Source organism: Citromicrobium bathyomarinum, assembly GCF_038594485.1.
Classification (GTDB): Bacteria; Pseudomonadota; Alphaproteobacteria; order Sphingomonadales; family Sphingomonadaceae; genus Alteriqipengyuania; species Alteriqipengyuania bathyomarina_A.
The window spans coordinates 792,245-812,992 of record NZ_JBCFZG010000001.1 but is presented as its reverse complement, the minus strand read 5'-3'; the positions used below and the strand labels follow the sequence as shown (position 1 = coordinate 812,992).

Sequence of the window (20,748 nt, the reverse complement as noted above, 5' to 3'; positions counted from 1 at the left end):
TCGAGGTTGTCCGGCACGCCTAGCGGTTCGCGCCGGTCAGATCGCGCCGGACGGTTTCGATGGCATCGGGGTTGCGCTCGACACCCACTTCCTTGCGGATGGCGATGCGCAGCTGATCGCCAAGCTCGCGGCTCAGGATGTTCCCGTAGCCGGTGGCTGCCTGCTTGATCAGCGGATCGTCTTTTTCGACCTTGCCGGCGATGATCTTGTCCAGCGAGACGAGGTAATAGCCCGCGTCTGCCGAAGCCGCGAGCCGCTTGGCGCTCTTCGCGGACATGGCAAACATCAGTGCGAGCGGGGGGCTGCCCTGCTGCTGCATCAGCTCTTCGCGCGAGACGTTGACCGGCTGCACGCCGGGAAGGGGCTTCTTCTCGGCTCGCACCGCCTCGGCCAGCGTGCTTCCCTCGCGAACCCGCTTGAGGATGCGATCGGCAGCCTTTTTCGCTTCCTTCGCGCCCTCGGCCAGCTTCCAGCCGTCGACGACCTCGTCGCGAATTTCCTTGAGCGGCGGGGTCGCGGCTCCGGTAATTTCTGACGCTTCGAAAAGGGCGAAGGCCTCGCCGGGGCGAACCTCTGCGATCTGGGGCTTGCCCTCGCGCATCTGGAATGCGGTGGAGACCAGCGGCATCACGATGTCGGGCGCACGTTCTCCGCGTGCGCCGTCGAACACCGCGCCCGACGACAGCAGTGGATCGGTGGTCTTCACGTCGAGCTTCAGGCCCTTGGCGATATCGTTCAGCGATTCGCCGCTATTGACCCGCGATTCGATGTTGGCGGCCAGTTCGGTGAGCGCGGTGCGCTGCTTTTGCGCGCGCAGTTCGTCCGCGATTTCCGAGCGTACCTGGTCGAGCGTGCGGGCGCTGGTGCGCTTCACATTGTCGATCCGGACGACGTGATAGCCCAGCGGGCTGCGCGCGACCTTGGCCACACCGCCATCCGCAGCGGCGAACACTGAGTCGGCGACCGCGCTGTTGGTGGAACGCGACAGATCGTCCTTGGTTACCGGGCCGATGCTGGCGGTTTCCAGTCCGGCTTCCTCGGCGACCTGGCCGATCGAGGCCCCGTCGGCGATCCGCTTGGCAAAACTTTCGGCGGCCTGCCTGGTGGGCACGATCACCTGGGTGAAGGTGCGTTCTTCGCGCGCGGCATAGGCGCTGGCGTTGGCCTTGTAGCGCTGGGCGATCTCCGCGTCGGTCGGCTCGATATTCGCGCTGACAGCCTCGGGACCGAACTCGGCATAGCGAATCGTGCGGCGTTCGGGCCGGCGGAAGTCTGCCTTGTTCGCCTGGTAGAAGGCTTGCAGCTGCTTGTCGGTCGGATCGGCGTCGGGCGCATAGGCGGCGGCGGGAATGATCCCGATCGATCCCTCGCGCCGTTCCTTGAGCTGGCTGACATAGCGAGTGACCATCGAATCGGGCAATTTCGCGCCGAACACTGCCGGTATCAGCACCTGACGGGCAATCAGCCCGTCGGAAAGGTCCTCCCGCACGATCTGATCGGTCAGGCCCTGGCCGCGCAGCGTCGCCCGGTAGACGTCATCGCTGAAATTTCCATCGGGGCCGCGAAACGCCGGGATCATCTGGATTTCGCTATTGATCAGGTTCGTCCCCGCGCGCAGCCCCAGCATTTTCCCGAACTCTGTCACTGCCGCCCGGTCGAGCAATGTGTCGAGCACCTGCTTCAGCCCGCCCTCGGCAAGGAAGCTGTCGATCGTCGTGGTCGGATTTTCGCTCTGGACCTGGCGCAAGGCGTTGGTTGTCGCTTCGCGCAGTTCGGCGGTGGTCACATCCTCATCACCCACAACCGCGACGCTGTTCGTGCCGGAAAGTCCCCCGAACGTACCCGTGTTGCCGATGTCGCCCGCGGCAAACGCCAGCGCAATCAGGACGAGGAAGCCGATCGTCAGCCCGAGGCCGAGCTTGGACTGGAAGAACGAGCGGAAAAAATTGATCATCGAATGGTGGGCCTTGGCGGTAGGGCGGGGCTGGCGGGTTCGAGGCTGCCTTCACGGGGAAATATAGCCCGCGCAAGCTGGCGCGACCCTTAATTCGGCAGCGGTGTTGCCGCAAGGCATGCGTTAGGCGATTCGACGGGGGTGATCGTCCAGAGGGTTTTGACTGTCTGCGCGACCTTCGCTACCGAGCCGCTCTCGTGTTTGGGTATCAGCCCCATCGCGGCTATATTTCTTAAAACAACAGGACACTTACCGGAATGGCGAGCCGCCCTTTCATCGTTGGCAACTGGAAAATGCACGGCACGCGCGCGATGCTGTCGGAAGCGCGCGCGATCGATCGCGCAGCGCAACGGCTCATGCAGGTCGAAATCGCGCTTGCCCCGCCGTTCACCCTCATCCACCCCGTCCGCCGCGAAGCCGAGCAGATCGGCGTCGGTGCGCAGGATTGCCATCCCGCGGACGGCGGCGCGCATACCGGCGATATTTCCGCCGCGATGGTCGCCGATGCGGGCGCGGGCTTCGTCATCCTCGGACACAGCGAGCGCCGCGAGGGGCATAACGAGAAAGACAAGCTGATCGCCGAAAAGGCCGCCGCTGCGTTCGACGCGGGCCTGAAGGTCATTCTCTGCTGCGGCGAACCGATGGAGAAGCGCGAGGCAGGCAAGGCCGTCGATCACGTGCTGCGCCAGCTCAAGGCTTCGCTGCCCGACAACGTTCCCGAAGCGGGCGAACGCCTGACGGTCGCATATGAACCGATCTGGGCGATCGGCAGCGGCGAGGCTGCGAGCATTGAAGATATCGTCGCGATGCACAGCGCGATTCGCGAATTCCTGGTGAAGACCTTCGGCGAAGAGGACGGGACTGCGATCCGCATCATCTACGGCGGCTCGGTCAATCCGGAGAACGCCGCAGAAATTATCGCCGGGGACGAAGTCAACGGTGCGCTGGTCGGCGGGGCGAGCCTGTCTGCCGAGAGTTTCATGAATATCGTGCTGGCCGCGCAGGACGTTATCGCCAGCCAGTCCTGAGCAACGGGACACCCGCTTGCGCTGTGCGCGGCGGGTTCCTAATTGCCGCACAACCAAGTTTTCCGAAAGCAGCTATTCCGATGTTCCTTTTTCTCACCGTCCTTCAGGCCCTGGTCGCGGCAGCGCTGGTCGGGGTCATCCTGATGCAGAAATCCGAAGGCGGTGGCCTGGGGATCGGTGGTGGCGGTTCGCCCGGCGGGATGATGAGCGCGCGCAGCGCGGCCGATTTCCTGACTCGCGCGACTCGCTGGCTGGCTGGTGCTTTCGTGGTGCTGTCGATCGTCCTCGCCGCCATGGCGGTGGATATGTCGGGCGGCGATGCGATCGAATCGACGCTCGACCGGACGGTCGCCCCTGCGGCTCCGGCCGACCCGCTGGCGCAGGATGACGCGCAAAGCGACGCGGCTCCCGCCGATTCGGCCCCCGCAGCCACTCCGTCGGGCAACCCGGACCCGCTCGGTAGCGCAACCGACTAAGCCCCTTTTTTCCAAAATGCGGTGAATTGCCGGGCGATTATCGTCGCGACGGCTTGCGTTCGCCCGCTTTTCCCCCGTAAGGCCCACCTCCCATGGCGCGGTATATTTTCATCACCGGCGGCGTGGTTTCCTCGCTCGGCAAAGGTCTCATGGCGGCATCGCTCGGCGCGTTGCTGCAGGCACGCGGCTACAAGGTCCGCATTCGCAAGTTCGATCCCTATCTGAACGTCGATCCGGGGACGATGAGCCCCTATCAGCACGGCGAGGTCTACGTGACCGACGACGGCGCGGAAACCGACCTCGACCTCGGCCACTACGAACGCTTCACCGGTGTTTCCGCGCACCAGGGCGACAACATCACGTCGGGCCGCGTCTACCAGGACATCATCGCCAAGGAACGGCGCGGCGATTACCTCGGCGCGACGGTGCAGGTCGTCCCGCACGTCACCGATGCGATCAAGGAATTCGCGCTGGCCGACCAGGGCGACCACGATTTCATCCTGTGCGAAATCGGCGGGACGGTGGGCGACATCGAATCGCTGCCTTTCATGGAAGCGATTCGCCAGCTGCGTAACGAGCTGGAGCCGATGCAGACGCTGAGCGTCCATGTGACGCTGGTGCCCTATATCGCTGCCGCCGGTGAGCTGAAGACAAAGCCCACGCAGCACTCGGTTCGTGAACTTGCCAGCCTGGGCATCAAGCCCGACGTGCTGCTGTGCCGCGCGGAACATCCGATTCCCGACAGCGAACGTCAGAAGATCGCCAATTTCTGCAACGTGCGCCAGCAGGCGGTAATCCCGGCGCTTGATGCCAAATCGATCTACGCGGTGCCGCTGCAATACCACGAGGAAGGGCTCGACGCCGAGGTTCTGCGCGGTTTCGGCATCACCGACGCGCCCGAACCCGACCTTACGCCGTGGCGCGAAGTCACCGACCGTTATTTCCACCCCGAAGGCGAAGTCACCATCGGCGTGGTCGGCAAGTATGTCGGCCTGAAGGACGCCTACAAGAGCCTCAACGAAGCGCTCGTCCACGGCGGCATGGCGAACAAGACGCGCGTGAAGGTCAAGTGGATCGACGCCGAGATTTTCGAACGCGACCCCTCCGAGATCGTCGCCGAGCTTGAGCCGCTGCACGGTATTCTCGTGCCCGGCGGCTTCGGTGAGCGTGGCAGCGAGGGCAAGATCGCCAGCGTCCGCTTCGCGCGCGAGCGCAACGTGCCCTTCTTCGGCATTTGCCTGGGCATGCAGATGGCCTGCATCGAGAGCGCGCGTGCGGCAGGTGTCGAAGGTGCATCCTCGACCGAGTTCGGCGAAACGAACGAGCCGGTGGTCGGCATCATTACCGAGTGGATGACGCAAGAGGGCCTTCAGAAGCGCGAAGAGGGCGGCGATCTGGGCGGAACCATGCGGCTTGGCGCCTACGATGCGAAGCTGCAAGCGAACAGCCATGTCAGCGCGATCTATGGCGGCGCGACCGAGATTTCCGAACGTCACCGCCACCGCTACGAAGTGAACGGTGCCTATCGCGATCGGCTGGAACACGATGGCCTGGTCTTCTCGGGCATGTCGCCCGATGGACTGCTGCCTGAAATCGTCGAGCGGCCCGATCATCCGTGGTTCGTAGGCGTGCAGTTCCACCCGGAGCTGAAGAGCCGCCCGTTCGATCCGCACCCGTTGTTCGCGGGCTTCGTCGCGGCAGCACTACGGCAATCGCGCCTCGTCTAAGGCTTTAAAAGCAAAACCTAATTTGGATTAGGTTATGACGAAGTCGAACCCCCCTTTATTTTAACCATGTTTTGCGTCATAGCCGCCGCTCGCGTTGTGGGGGCAACGCTGTATTTGGGGGTTTCCAAATTCAAGAGCTTGTCCCGGGTTTGATCGTCTTCTGCGACCCGGACGGCCAGACTCGGTCAAGGCGGCAAACGCCGTGGGGCGGTTCCTTCGGGGGCCGCCCCGAATAGTATCAAATAGTTAAATCCGAAAAAGAAAACCCGCCCCTCTTTCTGGTAAGAGAGGCGGGTTCCATTCCCACGCGCCAGCCACGCAGGCGCAGGATCGGTTACGCCGCGTCGCGATCCGATTCGTCGTCGCTCGATTCTTCGACCAGGCCCAGCGAGGGCGTCTGCTGGCCGTTGATGGCGATCTTCTTCGGCTTCATCGCTTCAGGCACTTCGCGCACAAGGTCGATCACCAGCAGACCGTCGGCAAGGTCGGCATTGGCGACGCGCACGTGGTCGGCCAGTTCAAAGCGACGTTCGAACCCGCGGTTGGCAATGCCGACATGCAGCATTTCGCTTTCCGCAGCGCGCGCTTCTTCCTGCTTGCGACCGGTGACGGTCAGCAGGTTCTGCTGCGCGGTGATGTCGATATCCTGGGGCTTGAAGCCCGCAAGCGCCAGCGTGATGCGGAAATCATCGTCGCCCCGCTTCTCGATGTTGAAAGGGGGGTAATTGTCGCCGGAGTTGCGGACCGAGCTTTCGAGCAGGTCGAACAGGTGGTCGAAGCCCACGGTGCTGCGGCGATAGGGGGTGAAATCGATACGTGCCATTGAAACAAATCCTCCATTGAGCGATTCTGTTAGTTACATGGTGTCCGGATCGACCCATTGTGGCATCGCCGGACACGACAAATGTAGGGTGCACCCGATGCGGTGCAAGAGCCCTCTCACGACAGGAAACGAAGGACGATACCAGTGGCAGCGAAGGTCGATATCTATACGAAGTTCGGTTGCGGTTACTGCTACCGCGCGAAATCGCTGCTGGAAAAGAAGGGTGTCGAATTCAACGAATACGACATCACGATGGGCGGTGAAAAAAGGGATGAGATGCAGGAACGTGCGCCGAACGCGCGCACCGTGCCGCAGATATTCATCGGCGATACTCACGTGGGTGGTTCTGACGAACTCGCCGCGCTGGAGCGCGAGGGCAAGCTTGACGCGCTGCTCGAAGGCTGAACCGCCGCAGCAATGTCCAGGATCGCGGTTTTCCAGATGACTTCGGGCATCGACCCGGAGGTCAATTGCAGCGCGATTATCGCGGCGATGGCCGATGCGCGCGAAGGCGGAGCGGACATGCTATTTGCGCCCGAGATGGCGCTGCTGCTCGACCGCGACCGTCAGCGTGCGGCGCAGACCATGGGTGAGGCAGGCTATGCCGGCCTTGTCGACCGGCTTTGCGCGGCCGCGAAAGAGCACGCGATCTGGGCGACCTTCGGTCTGCCGGTGCGGTTGGAGAACGGCAAGCTCGCCAACCGTTCGCTACTGATCGCGCCCAGCGGGGAGATCGCGGGGCAATACGACAAGCTGCACATGTTCGATGTCGACCTCGACAGCGGAGAGAGCTGGCGCGAATCGAACGCCTATCAGCCGGGTGGGGCGCTGTCCGTCACCGACGGCACGCCTGCCGGCCGGCTCGGCCTGACGATTTGCTACGACATCCGCTTTCCCGCTCTGTTCGATGCGCTGGGCCATGCGCAGTGCGACATGATCGCGATCCCTGCCGCCTTCACCGTGCCCACCGGTACCGCGCACTGGCACACGCTGGTCCGCGCCCGCGCAATCGAGGCGAGCGCGTTCGTGGTTGCGGCGGCGCAGGTCGGCGAACATGCCGACGGGCGCACGACCTATGGCCACAGCCTCGTGGTCGATCCGTGGGGCGAAGTGCTGCTCGACATGGGCGGCGAGGCGGCGGGGCTGGGCTTTGCAGAGATCGACGCGGATCGGATCGCCAAGGCCCGCGCGCAGGTGCCGAGCCTTGCCAACCGGCGCGCAATTCCCGATCTGGCGTTGCAATGATCGTATTCGACCTCTCGTGCGAAAGCGGCCACCGCTTCGAAGCCTGGTTCCGCTCTTCTTCCGCGTTCGAGGAGCAGGGCAGGCAAGGGCTTCTGGTCTGCCCGCACTGTGGATCGAACGAGGTCGCGAAGGCTCCAATGGCCCCCGCCGTGCCCGTGAAAGGCAACGCGCGCGCCGACGCACCCGCAAAGCGGGAGCAGGAGACCGCCAGGCAGGGTGGAGCGCTTCCACCCGCGATCCGCTAGGCAATGCAGAAACTCGCCACGTTGCAGGCCGAGACGATCAAGCAGAGCACCTATGTCGGCGACCGGTTCGCGGAAGAAAGCCGCGCCATGCACTATGGCGAAAAGGACAAGGCGCTGATCCACGGCAAGGCCGATGTCCACGAAGCCCGCGAGCTTATGGAAGAGGGCATTACCGTCGCCCCGCTGCTGATCCCCTTCACTCCGCCTGAAGAGACCAATTGAGCGCGTTGCGAGCGCGGTCATGTGCGGTTATGGCAACGCTTGGCGCGCCCGTAGCTCAGTCGGATAGAGCATCAGATTCCTAATCTGGGGGCCACAGGTTCGAATCCTGTCGGGCGCACCATTTCCGCTCGCTTCGAAGAAGCGGGCTGAAATGGTGGGTCATCCCAGGGGCGAACTTCGGACTCGCTGCCGCGCAGCGGCGAGAGGGGGCGAGCGAAGCGAGGCCCAATCCTGTCGGGCGCACCATTTCCGCTCGCTTTGAAGAAGCACTATTACGGGCCATCTTCCACAAGCCGTTCACGCCGCCTGCTCGCGTCGCTATAAGCGGCAACAAGATTTGGGGGCATCGATGACGCACAAATGGACCAGGGGCCTGTCTTGGCTCGCACTCGTGCTGGCGCTTGGCGCGACGACTGTCGCGTTTACGGGGATGACGCTCGCGCGGGTGGACCGGATCGGCAAGCTGGAAGGCTTCAGCTATCTCTACCAGTCCGCGCCGGTAGCGGCAGGTGCGCTGGTTATCGCGATCATCGCGCTCTTCCTGAACTGGCGGGCAGGCTGGCCTGCACGGCGCGCCGCGCTGATCGGATTTCTTTTCGCGGCCGGTTTCGTAGGATCGCTGGCGATCCGCGTGGCGATGGCGGGCGGGGCACCGATGATCCACGACGCGACCACCGATCTGGCTGACGTTCCGCAATTCGAGGCAATCGAACTGCCGGACGACAATCTGCGCGGCGTCGACACAGAAGCCAAGTGGATCGCGTTGCACGAGCAGGGCTATCCCGAGCTGCGTAGCGTCGTGCTCGATCGGTCGATCGAACAGACGATCCGCGATGCGGAAACGCTGGCTAAGGAACGCGGTTGGACGATCCGCGCGGTCGATCCCAAAGCGGGGCGGCTGGAGGCCACGGCCTATGCGTCGTACATCCGGTTCGAAGACGAGGTGGTGATCCGCGCCCGGCCCGATGGGGCAGGGCGCAGCCTGGTCGACATGCGTTCAGTCAGCCGGGTGGGTATCGGCGATCTCGGCGTCAACGCGCAGCGGATTCACGATTTCCTCGAAGATCTCGCTGCGGTGAGGTGAGGGGCTAGCCTTCTACAGCCTCGCCGGGATCGCGGCCAAGCGGCACACGCTCCTTGAAGGTATGGGTGATGTACGGGAACGGGATTTCGATCCCCGCATCGTCTAGCGCGCGCTTGATCGCTCTGATCACCTTGTCCTTGCTTTCCCACATGTTGCGAGGGGTGGATCCGGCCCACCAGCGGACCTTGAAATCGACGCTGCTCGAATTGAACTCGACTGCGAAGACGTCGATGCCCTTGTCGCGTTCGACCACATCGACGCTCTCGACCGCCTTGCGGATCACTTCCGCCGCGTGGTCCAGATCGGTGTCGTAGGAGACGCCTGCGATCACCTCGTGTCGACGCATCTGCTCGTCGGTCAGGATCTCGACCGGGTTCTTGAACAGCATCGAGTTGGGGACCAGCGTGACCTCGCCCGACAGCTTGCGCACATGGGTTTCGCGCAAGGTAATATGCTCGACCTTGCCGATGATCCCTTCGCACTCGATCACATCGCCGATGCGCATCTTTTCGCGCAGCATTATGAGCACGCCGGCCAGGAAATTCTCGAAGATATCCTGAAACGCGAAGCCGATCGCGACGGCGCCGATGCCGAGCCCGGCGATCAGGCTGGCGGGCGTCATCCCCGGCATGACCACGATCAGCGCGATCATCAGGCCGACGATCCAGATGCCGAGCTTTACGACGGTGTCGATCAGGTTCTGCAAGGAAGGGCGCATATCGGTCTTGCCGATGGCGCGGCTTACGCCCCGCATGGCGACGCGCGCCACGATCCAGGTGATCACAATGATCACGAGGGCTATCGCCAAGTTGGGCAGGGCGCGGACAAACCCCTCCGCCATGTCGACCAGCTGGTCCTGCAAGGTGGCCAGCGTGTTGACGGTCTGGTCGTAGGTCTCGCCCGAAGGCGTCGTCGTCGGTGTGGTCATTTAAATCCCCGTTTTGCGCCATTAACGGCGCAAAAACAGGGACGGTTCCGAGATTCAGGGCAGATCGGGCTCTTGTGCGGCCTTCGCCTTCGCATGTTCCTCGCGCGCGAGTTCGTGCAACCATGCGGCGTGCTGGGGTGCCTTCTTGGTCTCGCTCCACTCGTCGAGCATCGGCATCGCGACGCGCTTGAGCTCGGCATATTGCTCGTCGGTGCCGATATCCGCGGCTAGCTCGACCCGGTGGCCGTTGGGGTCGAAGAAGTAGATCGACTTGAAGATGCCATGGTGCGTGGGGCCGAGCACATCGATGCCGAGCCCTTCGATATGCGCCTTCGCCGCCAGCAGCGCATCTTCGTCGGCAACCTTGAAGGCGAGGTGCTGGACCCAGATCGGCGTGTTCTCGTCGCGGCCCATATCCTTCTGGTTGGGCAGTTCGAAGAAGGCGAGGATGTTGCCGTTACCAGCGTCGAGGAACACGTGCATGTACGGGTCGTACTCGCCCGTCGACGGCACGTGATCCTCCGAAAAGGCGCTGGTATATTCCATCCCCAGCACCTTCTCGTACCACTCGACGGTCTCTTTCGCGTCCTTGCAGCGATAGGCGGCGTGGTGGACGCCGCCGAGAGCGATAGGGTGTTCGGCCATTGCAAAACTCACAACCGTTCGCCCTGAGCTTGTCGAAGGGCTGTGTTTCTTTTTCGCCGTCGCCCTCGAAAGGAGGGCAGGGCTACGACAAGCTCAGCCCAAACGGAATCTGCAGGTGGAGCGTTACTCCGCCGGTTCCGACACGGTTTTCGCGTCTTCGACGTTGAGAACGCCGCGGCGGACCTGGTCGCGCTCCATGCTTTCGAAGAGCGCCTTGAAGTTGCCTTCGCCGAAGCCTTCGTCACCCTTGCGCTGAATGAATTCGAAGAACACCGGCCCGACCTGCGCTTCCGCGAAGATTTGCAGCAGTAACCGCGGCTGGCCGCCCTCGGTCGTGCCGTCGAGCAGGATGCCGCGCGCCTTCAGTTCCTCGACCGGCTGGCCGTGATCCGGCAGACGCTCGGGCAGCATTTCGTAGTAGGTTTCGGGCGGCGCGGTCATGAAGGGCACGCCGAACTGCTTGAGCCTGTCCCACGCGGCGATTAGATCGTCGCAGATCAGCGCGATATGCTGGATGCCTTCGCCGTTGAATTCGCGCAGGAATTCCTCAATCTGGCCGCCGCCACCCTTCGCTTCCTCGTTCAGCGGAATGCGGATCTTGCCGTCGGGCGCGGTCAGCGCCTTGGAGGTCAGGCCGGTATATTCGCCCTTGATGTCGAAGAAGCGGATTTCCTGAAAGTTGAACAGCTTCTCGTACCAGTCGGCCCAATAGGCCATCCGCCCGCCGTAAACGTTGTGCGTCAGGTGATCGATGCGCTGGAAGCCTGCGCCCGCCGGGAATTTCTCCACCCCGTCGAGATATTCGAAATCGATGTCGTAGATCGACATGCCGTCCGCGCCTTCGTCGGCATAGCGATCGATGATGTAGATCAGCGCGCCGCCGATGCCCTTGATGGCGGGGATCGAGAGTTCCATCGGCCCGGTCTGCGTATCGACCGGCTCTGCACCGGCCTCCATCAGCCGTGCCCATGCCTGCGAGGCGTCTTTCACGCGGAAGCCCATGCCGCACGCGCTCGGCCCGTGCTCGCGCGCGAAATACCACGCCGCGCTCATCGGTTCATAGTTGGTGACCAGGTTGATGTTGCCCTGCCGCCAGAGCTGGACATCCTTGGAACGGTGGTTGGCGACGTGGGTAAAGCCCATCGCCTGGAATACAGGCTCGAGCACGCCTTTTTCGGGCGCGCTGAATTCGACGAACTCAAACCCGTCGAGACCCACGGGATTTTCGAAAAGGTCGGCCATGCTCGGCATCCTCCAGTGAATGGTGCAATCTGTCGTGGCGGGCAGCGGCAGCGCAGTGCGGGGGAGGCGTGCCCGGAATGGGGCGGAGCTAGGTCTGCAATGCCAGCCTGTCAATCTTAGGAACGGTTGCGCAGTCGGCTCGGTTCCGTGCTGGCGCGCGCAGCGGGCAACTCGGCGCTGACGCTACGCTTTTGGGGCTTGCCTCTAAGACTCGCTTATGATTCAAGGGACTGCATGAACATTGGCAGGCAGGCCCTCGTAACGCAGGGCATGGTGAAACAGAACAAGGCGGCGCGGCGCGAGCGGCTGACCCAGGGGCTGGCACTTGCGGCCCTCTTGCTGATGGGCGGAATGGCCGTCGCCGGTCCCAGTGGCATCTTCGCGTGGAGCGATGCTTCCACTGCGCTGGCGCAGCGTGAGGCGCGCATTGCCGATCTGCGCAAGGAACGCGACGAGCTCAAGCAGCGGGTCGACGCGCTCGACCCCGACAATGCCGATCCCGACATGGTGATCGAAACCATGCGCCGGAATTTGAACGTGGTCCATCCCGACGATGTGATCCTGCCCAAACCGAAAGCCGATCCGGCCCGATAGGCCATCGCAAGATTCTGCGTCGATGCCGGTCACGTGCGCAGCCATTCGCCGTGCATTCGATTTCACGAGCCTCGCAACCATTGCAAGCTGGCGGACGTTACGTCATGGGCATGGGCTCAGCGTTGTGCCATCTTTTTTGAAGGCGTGATTGGGCCCGAACCGGGTCGGCCACGCGAAGGAGTACCACTTGGCCAAGAAACCCGCCGCGAAGAAGCCCGCCGCCAAGGCACAAAGCCCGGTAGATGCTCAGGACGAAGATTTCGTTCTGCACTCCCTGCAGGAAGAGTTCGACAAGAACCGAACCTTCGATGCCGATCCCGAGCAGATGATGCGCTTCTACGAACAGATGCTGCTGATCCGACGGTTCGAAGAGCGTGCCGGACAGCTGTACGGGCTCGGCCTGATCGGCGGGTTCTGCCACCTCTATATCGGGCAGGAAGCGGTCGCCATCGGGCTCCAGTCCGCGCTCGATAACGACAAGGATTCTGTCATCACCGGCTATCGCGATCACGGCCACATGCTGGCCTACGGGATCGATCCGAAGGTCATCATGGCCGAGCTGACCGGGCGCCAGGCTGGGATTTCGAAGGGCAAGGGCGGCTCGATGCACATGTTCAGCACCGAGCATAAGTTTTACGGCGGGCACGGCATTGTCGGCGCGCAGGTGCCGCTGGGGGCGGGGCTCGCGTTCGCGCACAAGTACAACGAGGACGGCGGCATCTGTCTCGCCTATTTCGGCGACGGCGCAGCCAACCAGGGCCAGGTCTACGAAGCGTTCAACATGGCCGCGCTGTGGAACCTGCCGATCTGCTTCGTCGTCGAAGACAACCAGTATGCGATGGGCACCGCGACCAAGCGCTCCAGCGCGGAGACGCGGTTCTACCGCCGCGGCACCAGCTTCCGCATTCCCGGCATGGAAGTCGACGGCATGAACGTGCTCGAAGTGCGGCAGGCGGCCGAGGTCGCGTTCAAGCATATTCGCGAGGGCAACGGCCCGGTGCTGATGGAATGCAACACCTACCGCTACCGCGGGCACTCGATGTCCGACCCGGCGAAATACCGCACCCGTGAAGAAGTGCAGGACCAGAAGGATCATCACGACCCGATCGAGCGGATCAAGAAGACGCTGATCGAACAAGGCAAGAGTGAAGACGAGTTGAAACAGATCGACAAGGGCATCCGCTCGCAGATCGCCGAAGCGGCCGATTTCGCAGAGAACTCGCCCGAGCCAGAGGCGGCCGAACTCTACACCGACGTTCTGGTGGAGGAGTACTGAGCATGGCGACCGAACTGAAAATGCCCGCGCTCTCCCCCACGATGGAGGAAGGCACGCTCGCCAAATGGCTCAAGTCCGAAGGCGACAAGATCGAGATCGGCGACATCATCGCCGAGATCGAGACCGACAAGGCGACGATGGAATTCGAAGCTGTCGACGAAGGCACGCTGGCGAAGATCATGGTCGATGAGGGCACCGAAGGCGTCGCCGTCGGCACCGTCATCGCGATGATGGCCGACGAGGGCGAGGATGTCGGCGATGTCGAAGCGCCCGCCGCGAAGTCCGATGACTCTTCCGACGAGAAGGACGACGTCGAGGGCGAGGGCAAGGATGTCGGGCGCGAACCGTCCGAAGCCGAAGTGACGCAAGCGGCGGAGAAGCCGACCCGCTCGCCCGCCAGCGATCCGGCAATCCCCGAAGGCACCAACATGGTCTCGACCAGCGTGCGCGAAGCTTTGCGCGATGCAATGGCCGAGGAAATGCGCCGCGACGAGCGCGTGTTCGTGATGGGCGAGGAAGTTGCCCAGTATCAGGGTGCCTACAAGGTCACGCAAGGCCTGCTCGACGAATTCGGCGACAAACGCGTGGTCGATACCCCGATCACCGAATACGGCTTTGCGGGGCTCGGCACGGGCGCCGCGATGGGCGGCTTGCGCCCGATCGTGGAGTTCATGACCTTCAATTTCGCGATGCAGGCGATCGACCACATCATCAACTCGGCTGCGAAGACCAACTACATGAGCGGCGGCCAGATGCGCTGCCCGGTCGTGTTCCGTGGCCCCAACGGTGCGGCGTCGCGCGTGGGCGCGCAGCACAGCCAGAACTACGGACCGTGGTACGCCAGCGTGCCCGGCCTGATCGTGATTGCGCCTTACGATGCGGCTGACGCGAAGGGCCTCATGAAGGCCGCGATCCGCAGCGAAGACCCGGTCGTCTTCCTCGAAAACGAACTCGTCTACGGGCGCAGCTTCGACGTGCCCGAGCTTGACGATTACGTGCTGCCGATCGGCAAGGCGCGGATCGTGCGCGAAGGCAGCGACGTGACCATCGTCAGCTATTCGATTGCGGTCGGCCTGGCGCTCGAAGCGGCGGAGAAGCTGGCCGAAGACGGGATCGACGCCGAAGTGATCGACCTGCGCACGCTGCGTCCTCTGGACAAGGAAACCGTGCTCGAAAGCCTCAGGAAGACCAACCGCATGGTGGTTGCCGAGGAAGGCTGGCCGACCTGCTCGATTTCCAGCGAGATCGTCACGATCTGCATGGAAGAAGGCTTCGACTATCTCGACGCGCCGGTGCTTCGGGTCACCGACGAGGACGTCCCACTGCCCTACGCCGCCAACCTCGAAGCAATGGCGCTGATCGACAGCGACCGGATCGTGAAGGCGGTCAAGAAGGTCTGCTACGCGGACTAGGGAGAGAGTGCGTCAGCTGGCGCTGTAGACGTTGCAGGCGGGGTCGGCGGCCCCGTCGTTGGCGACCTGCGCGCTCAGATTGCGATCGTCGCGAATCGGGAAGGCAGCTTCCTGCTTGATGACCTTGTTCGGCAGAAACATGTCGCCGAACAGACCCTGATATTCGTAGAAGATTTCGACATACATCACGGCATCGCCGTTCGGCGCCCTGATCTCGCGTCCGGGTGGGCCCATCCCCACGAAGCTCCTATTACTGGATTCGTTGGTATTTTCCGGCCCATAGGCGGAGTTGTAGTGCTTCATCCCCTTGCACCTTTGCCACCGGATCGTTTGTTTCCCACTGGCACCCAGGGTCTCGAGGCTGGAAAGGACGATACGCCCGTTCTGCAACAGATCGATATTCTCGCCCTGCTTCGCGGCACCTGCAAAGATCGAATTGATGTCGGAACGATAGATCGTTTTGGTCGCGCTGCTGCTGCCGGTCTGTCCCATGCGCGCCGCATTATCGGCGATTGTCAGCGAAATCTGGCTGACGTTCATGCTGGTGACCGCAAACCAGGCGACCTCGACGCCGAACATTCCCAGACCGAGAAAGAGCGGAAGACTGAGCGCGAATTCCAGCAGCGCGAGACCGCTGGTATCGCCGCGGAGGTGACGCGTGAACCTGCGGAAGCGGCGGATGTGGGGCAGCCTCAGGGGCATGGCTTGGTCTCCGGCGTCGCTTGGTCGCCCTGCTGGCCATAGGGCTGGTTCTTGAGCACCGTGCTGATGCTCATTTTCCCTTCCTGGCTCATCCCGAGCAGGCCATACAGGGGGAAGAGTTTGTCGTAAGTGACGGTCACCGTGTACATCACGATGTCTCGCGGGCCGCCGAAACCGATCGCGCCGACGTCGGAATCCCATATATTGTTGCCGTTTTCGTCTTCGAACGTTTCGCCGGTATCGCATTTGCCATTCGCCGGCGCGTTCTCGTTGATCGTCTCGGCACGTTCGACGTCGGTAAAATCGTAGTAGCTCTTCCGGTCGAAATCGACCTTCGCACTCTTCGCGATGTCCTGGACGATCGACTCTACACGGTCGTCAATGGCAGCCTCCGCAGCCTTCCCCGTTTCCAGCGTCGAGTCGCGCGCCGCCTCGTGGATGGAGCCGTTGAGCACGGCGCGCAGATAGACCGAATAGCCAAGATCGAACGCGCCCATCAGCATGATCATGAAAGTCGGCGCGATGATCGCGAATTCGACCAGTGTCGCCCCCGCCTGATCGCGGCGAAGGGCCCGGATCATGGAGCAAAGCCGCAGCATCAGTCGGTCAGCCTCAGATCCGCGATCTGTTCCGCAATCTTTTGGAACGCGGTGTTCAGGCCGGCAGAATTGTTTGCGGTAAAGCTGCTGTTGGGGCTCGCGCAATTGGTCATGTCGGTCGTCAGCGTGGTGTTGAACGCTACGACCCACAGGCGAATGCCCTTTGCCTTGATCGCCTTGCACAGCTCTTTGTACCGCGTCGTATGCCGCGCGGTCTGGGAGCTCTCGATGGCGTTTCCGTCGGTCGAGGTGTTCATGCCGGTAATCCGGCCGTCATGGCGCTCGATCCCGTAGGCGTTGTAGTAGTTGTTACCTGCCGACATCTGGCCATCGGTCATGAAAACGATGTGCCTTCCGACATACTGATTATTGGTCGGCGCTTGCAGCACGTTGCTCGAGAAAATGCCGTCTTCGGAGCTCAGGCGTGCGCCCCACAGCAGGCCGATGTCATGGTACGTACCCCCATCGGGTGCGAGATTGGTGGTGTAGGACTGGAAGTTCGACAGGTTGGCATATTCGGCGAGCAGCTTGCTCTTGTAAGGGCAGCTCGTTTGCGGAGAGGTTCCGCTAGTGGCCGTGGTCGTGTTGTACCCGCGATAGAACGTCACTTCTGGCCAATAGGGCCGCCACTTGGTCGCCGCGTTGGTTGGCGCACTGTCGATGTCGAGATCGTAGAGGCCGGACGGACTGAACGTCTCGGTGCTGGAATTGAAGGCGATCGAACCGGAGGCGACGGTATCGCGCTCCATGATGCATCCATCCCACTTGTAATTGTTGCTTGTTACACCGGTGGGGTCGCTGGTCCACGCGAAGGTCTTGTAGGTCGAGGTCGGATGGGTGACCGCCTTGTAATTGGTCTCCCAGTTGGTGGTCGCCGGGTGCAAGTCCTTCCATACGCATCCGCGGTAGCTGCTGTCGTATTGGCCATAGATGCGGTCACCGTGCCAGGTGCCGTAGAAGTTGCCGCAATTCGACGTATAGTAGCTGTTCTGGCTCTGGTAGTGAATTTCGTAGGCCGCGGGCGTCGTTACCTGCTCGCGCTTCCGCGATTGGTAGGTCACGCTGTCGGCAATATAGTTTTGTGGCAGCAAGGCACCGACGTTGACCGTACCGGTATAGGGCACGAAGGCATACCGGATTCGCGCACCGCTGTTGGCGGCTGCCGACTTCAGCGTCGTGTAGAATCCGTCCATCGCAGTTTTGAGCGCACTCATCCGTGACGTTGTGGAGAGCGAACCATAACTGCGACCCTGTTGAGTGCCGTAGTAAGAGAAATAGCTGTTGCACTCAGTATCGTTGGAATCGCTTGGACATGCCATCGAACCGGTGGTGTCGAGCACGAAAGTGACGTCCGAGTTGGCGACATCGAACTTCGCCTCGCACGACACGGAGACCGCGAGATTGTCGATCGTGAAGAAGTTCATGATCACCGTGGGCACGTCGACCGAGGCCACCCCACGCACATTCGATGTGCCGCTCGGGTTTGTGGGGGTGAAGCTGACGTCAGACGTGCCGAGATAATCGCTCGCGAAGTTGACTTCGAAATAGTCGACTGCGGCGTCGTGGGCGGCGGTATTCCAGCCCCCGTCGGCCATTTCCTTGCGCCCGGCGAGCACGCCTGCGTCGCACGCTTGCTGCAAGCGCGACTGAACCATGTAGGCGCGGCTCATATCGACTCCGCTGCCGATCATGGCAACCAGCGGGACCATCGCGGCCGCGACGATGGCAAGCGTGTTCCCCGCGACATCGCGGCGCAGGCGCGTCAGGAATTTCAATTCTGCCCCCATGTCGTCATGCCGATGATTAAGACTCTTGCCTGCGGTTCGATCGTGCCGGGGTTGGATTTCCGAAGCCCTTGTTCTCTGCCCGGAAAATCCACCCACTCTCGGATGCATTTGACGGATCAGGGTTGAAGACCCGTTAAGACCCGCGCATGCGCGGGCGATGGCACAGGATCGGACAACGGCATTGAATGGGTTCGAAGGCGATCCTGCGATCCAGCTTGCGCTCGCTTACGCGCGAGCCAGCGATCGTCCGTTGTTCGAGGCGCTATTCGCGCTCGACCGCCGACTCGCCGATGCGGTGCGGCAGGCGAGCGAGCCGATCATCGCGCAAATGAAGCTTGCCTGGTGGCGCGACCGGTTTGCGCAGGATCGCGCCGAGTGGCCGAAGGGCGAGCCACTTTTGGAACGGCTGGCAGGCTGGAGCGCCGATGTCTCGCGTCTCGGCCCTCTCGTCGACGGGTGGGAGGCACTGCTTCAAGAAGGACCGCTGAACGACGAAGCGATCGCAGCGTTCGGGGAAGGGCATGCTATGGCGTGGAGCGTCGCCGCCAAAGCGGTCGGTCAGGGTGAAGGTTCGCCGCGATGTGTCGCATTACTGTGGGCCTATGCCGATCTGGCGGCGCACTGCTCATCGCCGGAGGATGCCCAGCGGGTCCGGGAAGTTGCGCGAAAGGAGGGTCTGCTCGATCAAGCTCCGCCCCATCTCCCGCGCCCACTGCGAACCCTTGGTGTCATGGGCGCGCTAGCGCGGCGCAGCCTGCGTAGCGGCCGCCCGATATTGTCGGGCGGGGGAGACTTCCTCGCTGGGGTCCGCACGGGTATGCTAGGCCGCTGAGGCGGCTTTCGGGGGGAACGCATAGGTGAAGGGGCAGGGGCTGGATCGCTTGGTATTGGGGACCGTACTCGGCCTCGTGCTCGCGGGCGTCGGCATATTCTGGTGGCAGGGGCGCGCTCAGGTCGAGCAGTCGGCCCCGCCGCCGCCTTCCCTGGAGGAGGCGCCGGGTGAGGATGAGCTGCCCCAGGCCGATCCCGCTGAGATGACCGGCCCGGCACCCCCAGAAGCGACCGAGCTGACACGCGAACAGCGACGCTTCTTCCGCTACGATCGCAACCGCGACCTCAAGATCACGCGCAACGAAATGCTCTCGACCCGCAGCGATGCGTTCCGCAAGCTCGACAAGGATGGCAACAACCTGCTCGATTTCGAGGAATGGGCCGTGGCGACGGTCGACAAGTTCGAGGGTGCCGACGCGGATGGGAATCGCGTGCTGACGCAGGCCGAGTTCGCAACCACCGCGCCCAAGCCGAAGAAGAAACCGCGCTGTAGCTGCTAGGCGGGCACACGCTCGCGCGCGGCAAGCCACTCGCCCAGGTCCGCCTTGGCGCGACTGGTGTAGGCTTCCTTGCGCTGTTTCTTCTTCACCTCGTGCAGCGGAGGGAAGAGGCCGAAATTGACGTTCATCGGTTGGAAGGTCTCGGCCTCGGCATCACCGGTCACGTGGCTCAGAAGCGCGCCCAGCGCTGTCGTGCGCGGGGGAGGGGACCAGTCCTCGCCGCGATGTTCCGCCGCAACCATCAGGCCCGCCAGAAGGCCGATCGCCGAGCTTTCGACATAGCCCTCGCACCCGGTAATCTGTCCGGCGAAGCGGATGTGGCCAGCGTTCTTCAGGCGCAATTGCCGGTCGAGCACCAGCGGGGAGTTGATGAAGGTGTTGCGGTGCAGGCCCCCCAGCCGTGCGAACTCGGCGTTCTCGAGCCCTGGGATCGTGCGGAAAAGCTCCACCTGCGCGCCGTATTTGAGCTTGGTCTGGAAACCGACCATGTTCCACAGCGTGCCCAGCTTGTTGTCCTGCCGCAGCTGGACGACCGCATAGGGCCAGCGGCCCTGCGGGTGCTCTTCGCTGGTGTCGTAAGGATTGTCGAGCCCGACGCCTTTCATGGGGCCATAACGCAGGGTCTCGATCCCACGCTCCGCCATCACCTCGATCGGCATGCAGCCGTCGAAATAAGGGGTGTCCGCCTCCCATTCCTTGAACTCGGTCTTCTCGCCATCGACCAAGCCTCGCACGAAGGTCTCGTACTGCTCCTTGGTCATCGGGCAGTTGATGTAGTCGCCGTCTTCGTTGCTGGCCTCGGTCCGCTTGTTCCAGCGGCTCTGGATCCAGCACTTGCTCATGTCGATCGAGTCGCGGTGGACGATGGGGGCGATGGCGTCGAAGAACGCCAGCCGGTCCTCGCCGGTCGCCTGCACGATGCTTTGGGCCAGGTTCTGCGCAGTCAGCGGCCCGGTGGCAACGATGGTGAGGCCGGCATCTGGCAGCGTATCGACCCGCTCGCGCACCACGGTGACGTTGGGATGCTCGGCCAGCCTGCGCTCGACCTCTGCCGAGAACACGTCGCGGTCGACCGCCATCGCGCTGCCCGCCGGCACCCGCGCCTTTTCTCCAGCGGACATGACGATCGAATCCAGACGCCGCATCTCGTCGTGCAGCAGGCCGACCGCGTTCTTGTCGCTGTCGTCCGAACGAAAGGAGTTGGAGCAGACCAATTCGGCCAGCCCGTCGGTCTGGTGCGCTGGTGTCAGCTCCCCGCTTCCGCGCATTTCCGACAGGCGAACCTTCAATCCTGCCTGCGCCAGTTGCCACGCCGCCTCGCTTCCCGCGAGACCGCCGCCGATGATGTGTACGTCATGTGTCATTGCCAGCGCACCTAGGCGCAGTGCAGCAAAAGTTCAAAGCATGTGGCGAGGAGGCGACAGCCGC

General features: G+C 62.8%; 20 protein-coding genes, 1 tRNA gene and 1 pseudogene. 13 read left to right on the top strand and 9 right to left on the bottom strand.

Going from position 1 to position 20,748, the window contains the following annotated elements:
• Positions 1-19: 19 nt before the first annotated feature.
• The gene (locus AAG591_RS04070) at positions 20-1,954 is read right to left on the bottom strand and encodes a peptidyl-prolyl cis-trans isomerase (RefSeq protein ID WP_342529704.1); all 1,935 of its coding nucleotides are present in this window, start codon (positions 1,952-1,954) and stop codon (positions 20-22) included.
• A 257-nt stretch (positions 1,955-2,211) separates the two neighbouring features.
• On the opposite strand from AAG591_RS04070, the gene tpiA reads away from it, so the two are divergent.
• From tpiA to AAG591_RS04055, 3 genes are all read left to right on the top strand, one after another.
• Positions 2,212-2,982 carry a triose-phosphate isomerase gene (tpiA, locus tag AAG591_RS04065; RefSeq protein WP_342529703.1) on the top strand — a complete coding sequence of 257 codons (771 nt, stop codon included), beginning with the start codon at positions 2,212-2,214 and terminating at the stop codon, positions 2,980-2,982.
• A gap of 80 nt (positions 2,983-3,062) precedes the next feature.
• A complete protein-coding gene (gene secG, locus AAG591_RS04060) occupies positions 3,063-3,458 on the top strand; it encodes a preprotein translocase subunit SecG (protein WP_342529702.1) in 396 nt (131 codons plus the stop codon).
• Positions 3,459-3,550: 92 nt separating this feature from the next.
• A complete protein-coding gene (locus tag AAG591_RS04055; RefSeq protein WP_342529701.1) occupies positions 3,551-5,185 on the top strand; it encodes a CTP synthase in 1,635 nt (544 codons plus the stop codon).
• 334 nt (positions 5,186-5,519) lie between these two features.
• Here AAG591_RS04055 and AAG591_RS04050 read toward each other — a convergent pair whose 3' ends face one another.
• Positions 5,520-6,008 (bottom strand): Hsp20 family protein, encoded by a 489-nt coding sequence (locus AAG591_RS04050; protein ID WP_342529700.1) that lies wholly within the window; start codon positions 6,006-6,008, stop codon positions 5,520-5,522.
• A 144-nt stretch (positions 6,009-6,152) separates the two neighbouring features.
• On the opposite strand from AAG591_RS04050, the gene grxC reads away from it, so the two are divergent.
• From grxC to AAG591_RS04025, 5 genes and pseudogenes are all read left to right on the top strand, one after another.
• Positions 6,153-6,413 (top strand): glutaredoxin 3, encoded by a 261-nt coding sequence (gene grxC / locus AAG591_RS04045; protein ID WP_342529699.1) that lies wholly within the window; start codon positions 6,153-6,155, stop codon positions 6,411-6,413.
• A 12-nt stretch (positions 6,414-6,425) separates the two neighbouring features.
• Positions 6,426-7,253, top strand: coding sequence for a carbon-nitrogen hydrolase family protein (locus tag AAG591_RS04040; RefSeq protein ID WP_342529698.1), 828 nt, complete (start codon positions 6,426-6,428; stop codon positions 7,251-7,253).
• Positions 7,250-7,720 (top strand): annotated as a pseudogene (locus AAG591_RS04035) (DUF1178 family protein). The gene AAG591_RS04040 and the pseudogene AAG591_RS04035 overlap by 4 nt, the downstream one beginning before the upstream one ends.
• Positions 7,721-7,764: 44 nt before the next feature.
• Positions 7,765-7,841: transfer RNA gene (locus AAG591_RS04030), tRNA-Arg, on the top strand.
• 228 nt (positions 7,842-8,069) lie between these two features.
• Positions 8,070-8,804, top strand: a complete 735-nt coding sequence (locus AAG591_RS04025; protein ID WP_342529696.1) for a DUF1499 domain-containing protein — start codon at positions 8,070-8,072, stop codon at positions 8,802-8,804.
• A 4-nt stretch (positions 8,805-8,808) separates the two neighbouring features.
• On the opposite strand, the gene AAG591_RS04020 is transcribed toward AAG591_RS04025, so the two are convergent.
• The 3 genes from AAG591_RS04020 to hppD all read right to left on the bottom strand — a co-directional run bounded on the left by AAG591_RS04020 (position 8,809) and on the right by hppD (position 11,619).
• Positions 8,809-9,732: a mechanosensitive ion channel family protein gene (locus tag AAG591_RS04020; protein ID WP_342529694.1), complete on the bottom strand. Its 924-nt coding sequence runs from the start codon at positions 9,730-9,732 to the stop codon at positions 8,809-8,811.
• Positions 9,733-9,786: 54 nt separating this feature from the next.
• Positions 9,787-10,377, bottom strand: a complete 591-nt coding sequence (locus tag AAG591_RS04015; RefSeq protein ID WP_342529693.1) for a VOC family protein — start codon at positions 10,375-10,377, stop codon at positions 9,787-9,789.
• A gap of 123 nt (positions 10,378-10,500) precedes the next feature.
• Positions 10,501-11,619: a 4-hydroxyphenylpyruvate dioxygenase gene (hppD, locus tag AAG591_RS04010; protein ID WP_342529692.1), complete on the bottom strand. Its 1,119-nt coding sequence runs from the start codon at positions 11,617-11,619 to the stop codon at positions 10,501-10,503.
• Positions 11,620-11,853: 234 nt separating this feature from the next.
• Here hppD and AAG591_RS04005 point away from each other — a divergent pair, with 234 nt between their 5' ends.
• From AAG591_RS04005 to AAG591_RS03995, 3 genes are all read left to right on the top strand, one after another.
• Positions 11,854-12,213: an FtsB family cell division protein gene (locus tag AAG591_RS04005; protein WP_342529690.1), complete on the top strand. Its 360-nt coding sequence runs from the start codon at positions 11,854-11,856 to the stop codon at positions 12,211-12,213.
• A gap of 187 nt (positions 12,214-12,400) precedes the next feature.
• Complete coding sequence (gene pdhA, locus AAG591_RS04000; RefSeq protein ID WP_342529689.1) at positions 12,401-13,489, top strand: pyruvate dehydrogenase (acetyl-transferring) E1 component subunit alpha; 1,089 nt, start codon at positions 12,401-12,403, stop codon at positions 13,487-13,489.
• A gap of 2 nt (positions 13,490-13,491) precedes the next feature.
• Positions 13,492-14,901 (top strand): pyruvate dehydrogenase complex E1 component subunit beta, encoded by a 1,410-nt coding sequence (locus AAG591_RS03995; RefSeq protein ID WP_342529688.1) that lies wholly within the window; start codon positions 13,492-13,494, stop codon positions 14,899-14,901.
• Between the two features lie 12 nt (positions 14,902-14,913).
• Here the strand turns inward: AAG591_RS03995 and AAG591_RS03990 are convergent, their stop codons facing one another.
• The 3 genes from AAG591_RS03990 to AAG591_RS03980 are packed head-to-tail and all read right to left on the bottom strand — an operon-like array spanning position 14,914 to position 17,977.
• On the bottom strand, positions 14,914-15,603 hold the full coding sequence (locus AAG591_RS03990) for a TadE/TadG family type IV pilus assembly protein (protein WP_342529687.1): 690 nt from the start codon (positions 15,601-15,603) through the stop codon (positions 14,914-14,916).
• Positions 15,594-16,184: a TadE/TadG family type IV pilus assembly protein gene (locus tag AAG591_RS03985; protein WP_342529686.1), complete on the bottom strand. Its 591-nt coding sequence runs from the start codon at positions 16,182-16,184 to the stop codon at positions 15,594-15,596. Before AAG591_RS03985 ends, AAG591_RS03990 begins: the two co-directional genes overlap by 10 nt.
• Before the next feature lie 17 nt (positions 16,185-16,201).
• Positions 16,202-17,977 carry a TadE/TadG family type IV pilus assembly protein gene (locus tag AAG591_RS03980; RefSeq protein ID WP_342529685.1) on the bottom strand — a complete coding sequence of 592 codons (1,776 nt, stop codon included), beginning with the start codon at positions 17,975-17,977 and terminating at the stop codon, positions 16,202-16,204.
• 169 nt (positions 17,978-18,146) lie between these two features.
• On the opposite strand from AAG591_RS03980, the gene AAG591_RS03975 reads away from it, so the two are divergent.
• Together AAG591_RS03975 and AAG591_RS03970 are read left to right on the top strand one after the other, a co-directional pair.
• Positions 18,147-18,821 (top strand): hypothetical protein, encoded by a 675-nt coding sequence (locus tag AAG591_RS03975; protein WP_342529684.1) that lies wholly within the window; start codon positions 18,147-18,149, stop codon positions 18,819-18,821.
• A 40-nt stretch (positions 18,822-18,861) separates the two neighbouring features.
• A complete protein-coding gene (locus AAG591_RS03970; protein ID WP_342529984.1) occupies positions 18,862-19,320 on the top strand; it encodes an EF-hand domain-containing protein in 459 nt (152 codons plus the stop codon).
• Here AAG591_RS03970 and trmFO read toward each other — a convergent pair.
• On the bottom strand, positions 19,317-20,684 hold the full coding sequence (trmFO, locus tag AAG591_RS03965; RefSeq protein ID WP_342529683.1) for a methylenetetrahydrofolate--tRNA-(uracil(54)-C(5))-methyltransferase (FADH(2)-oxidizing) TrmFO: 1,368 nt from the start codon (positions 20,682-20,684) through the stop codon (positions 19,317-19,319). The genes AAG591_RS03970 and trmFO overlap by 4 nt on opposite strands.
• Positions 20,685-20,748 lie beyond the last annotated feature (64 nt).

Bases quoted from the DNA above. Each gene is read 5' to 3' on its own strand.
- AAG591_RS03995 (WP_342529688.1), top strand. From the start codon at position 13,492: ATGGCGACCGAACTGAAAATGCCCGCGCTCTCCCCCACGATGGAGGAA.
- hppD (WP_342529692.1), bottom strand. From the start codon at position 11,619: ATGGCCGACCTTTTCGAAAATCCCGTGGGTCTCGACGGGTTTGAGTTC.
- secG (WP_342529702.1), top strand. From the start codon at position 3,063: ATGTTCCTTTTTCTCACCGTCCTTCAGGCCCTGGTCGCGGCAGCGCTG.
- AAG591_RS03990 (WP_342529687.1), bottom strand. From the start codon at position 15,603: ATGCCCCTGAGGCTGCCCCACATCCGCCGCTTCCGCAGGTTCACGCGT.
- AAG591_RS04005 (WP_342529690.1), top strand. From the start codon at position 11,854: ATGAACATTGGCAGGCAGGCCCTCGTAACGCAGGGCATGGTGAAACAG.
- AAG591_RS03985 (WP_342529686.1), bottom strand. From the start codon at position 16,184: ATGATCCGGGCCCTTCGCCGCGATCAGGCGGGGGCGACACTGGTCGAA.
- AAG591_RS04015 (WP_342529693.1), bottom strand. From the start codon at position 10,377: ATGGCCGAACACCCTATCGCTCTCGGCGGCGTCCACCACGCCGCCTAT.
- AAG591_RS04055 (WP_342529701.1), top strand. From the start codon at position 3,551: ATGGCGCGGTATATTTTCATCACCGGCGGCGTGGTTTCCTCGCTCGGC.
- tpiA (WP_342529703.1), top strand. From the start codon at position 2,212: ATGGCGAGCCGCCCTTTCATCGTTGGCAACTGGAAAATGCACGGCACG.
- AAG591_RS04020 (WP_342529694.1), bottom strand. From the start codon at position 9,732: ATGACCACACCGACGACGACGCCTTCGGGCGAGACCTACGACCAGACC.
- AAG591_RS04025 (WP_342529696.1), top strand. From the start codon at position 8,070: ATGACGCACAAATGGACCAGGGGCCTGTCTTGGCTCGCACTCGTGCTG.
- AAG591_RS04070 (WP_342529704.1), bottom strand. From the start codon at position 1,954: ATGATCAATTTTTTCCGCTCGTTCTTCCAGTCCAAGCTCGGCCTCGGG.
- AAG591_RS03975 (WP_342529684.1), top strand. From the start codon at position 18,147: ATGGCACAGGATCGGACAACGGCATTGAATGGGTTCGAAGGCGATCCT.
- trmFO (WP_342529683.1), bottom strand. From the start codon at position 20,684: ATGACACATGACGTACACATCATCGGCGGCGGTCTCGCGGGAAGCGAG.
- AAG591_RS04050 (WP_342529700.1), bottom strand. From the start codon at position 6,008: ATGGCACGTATCGATTTCACCCCCTATCGCCGCAGCACCGTGGGCTTC.
- AAG591_RS04040 (WP_342529698.1), top strand. From the start codon at position 6,426: ATGTCCAGGATCGCGGTTTTCCAGATGACTTCGGGCATCGACCCGGAG.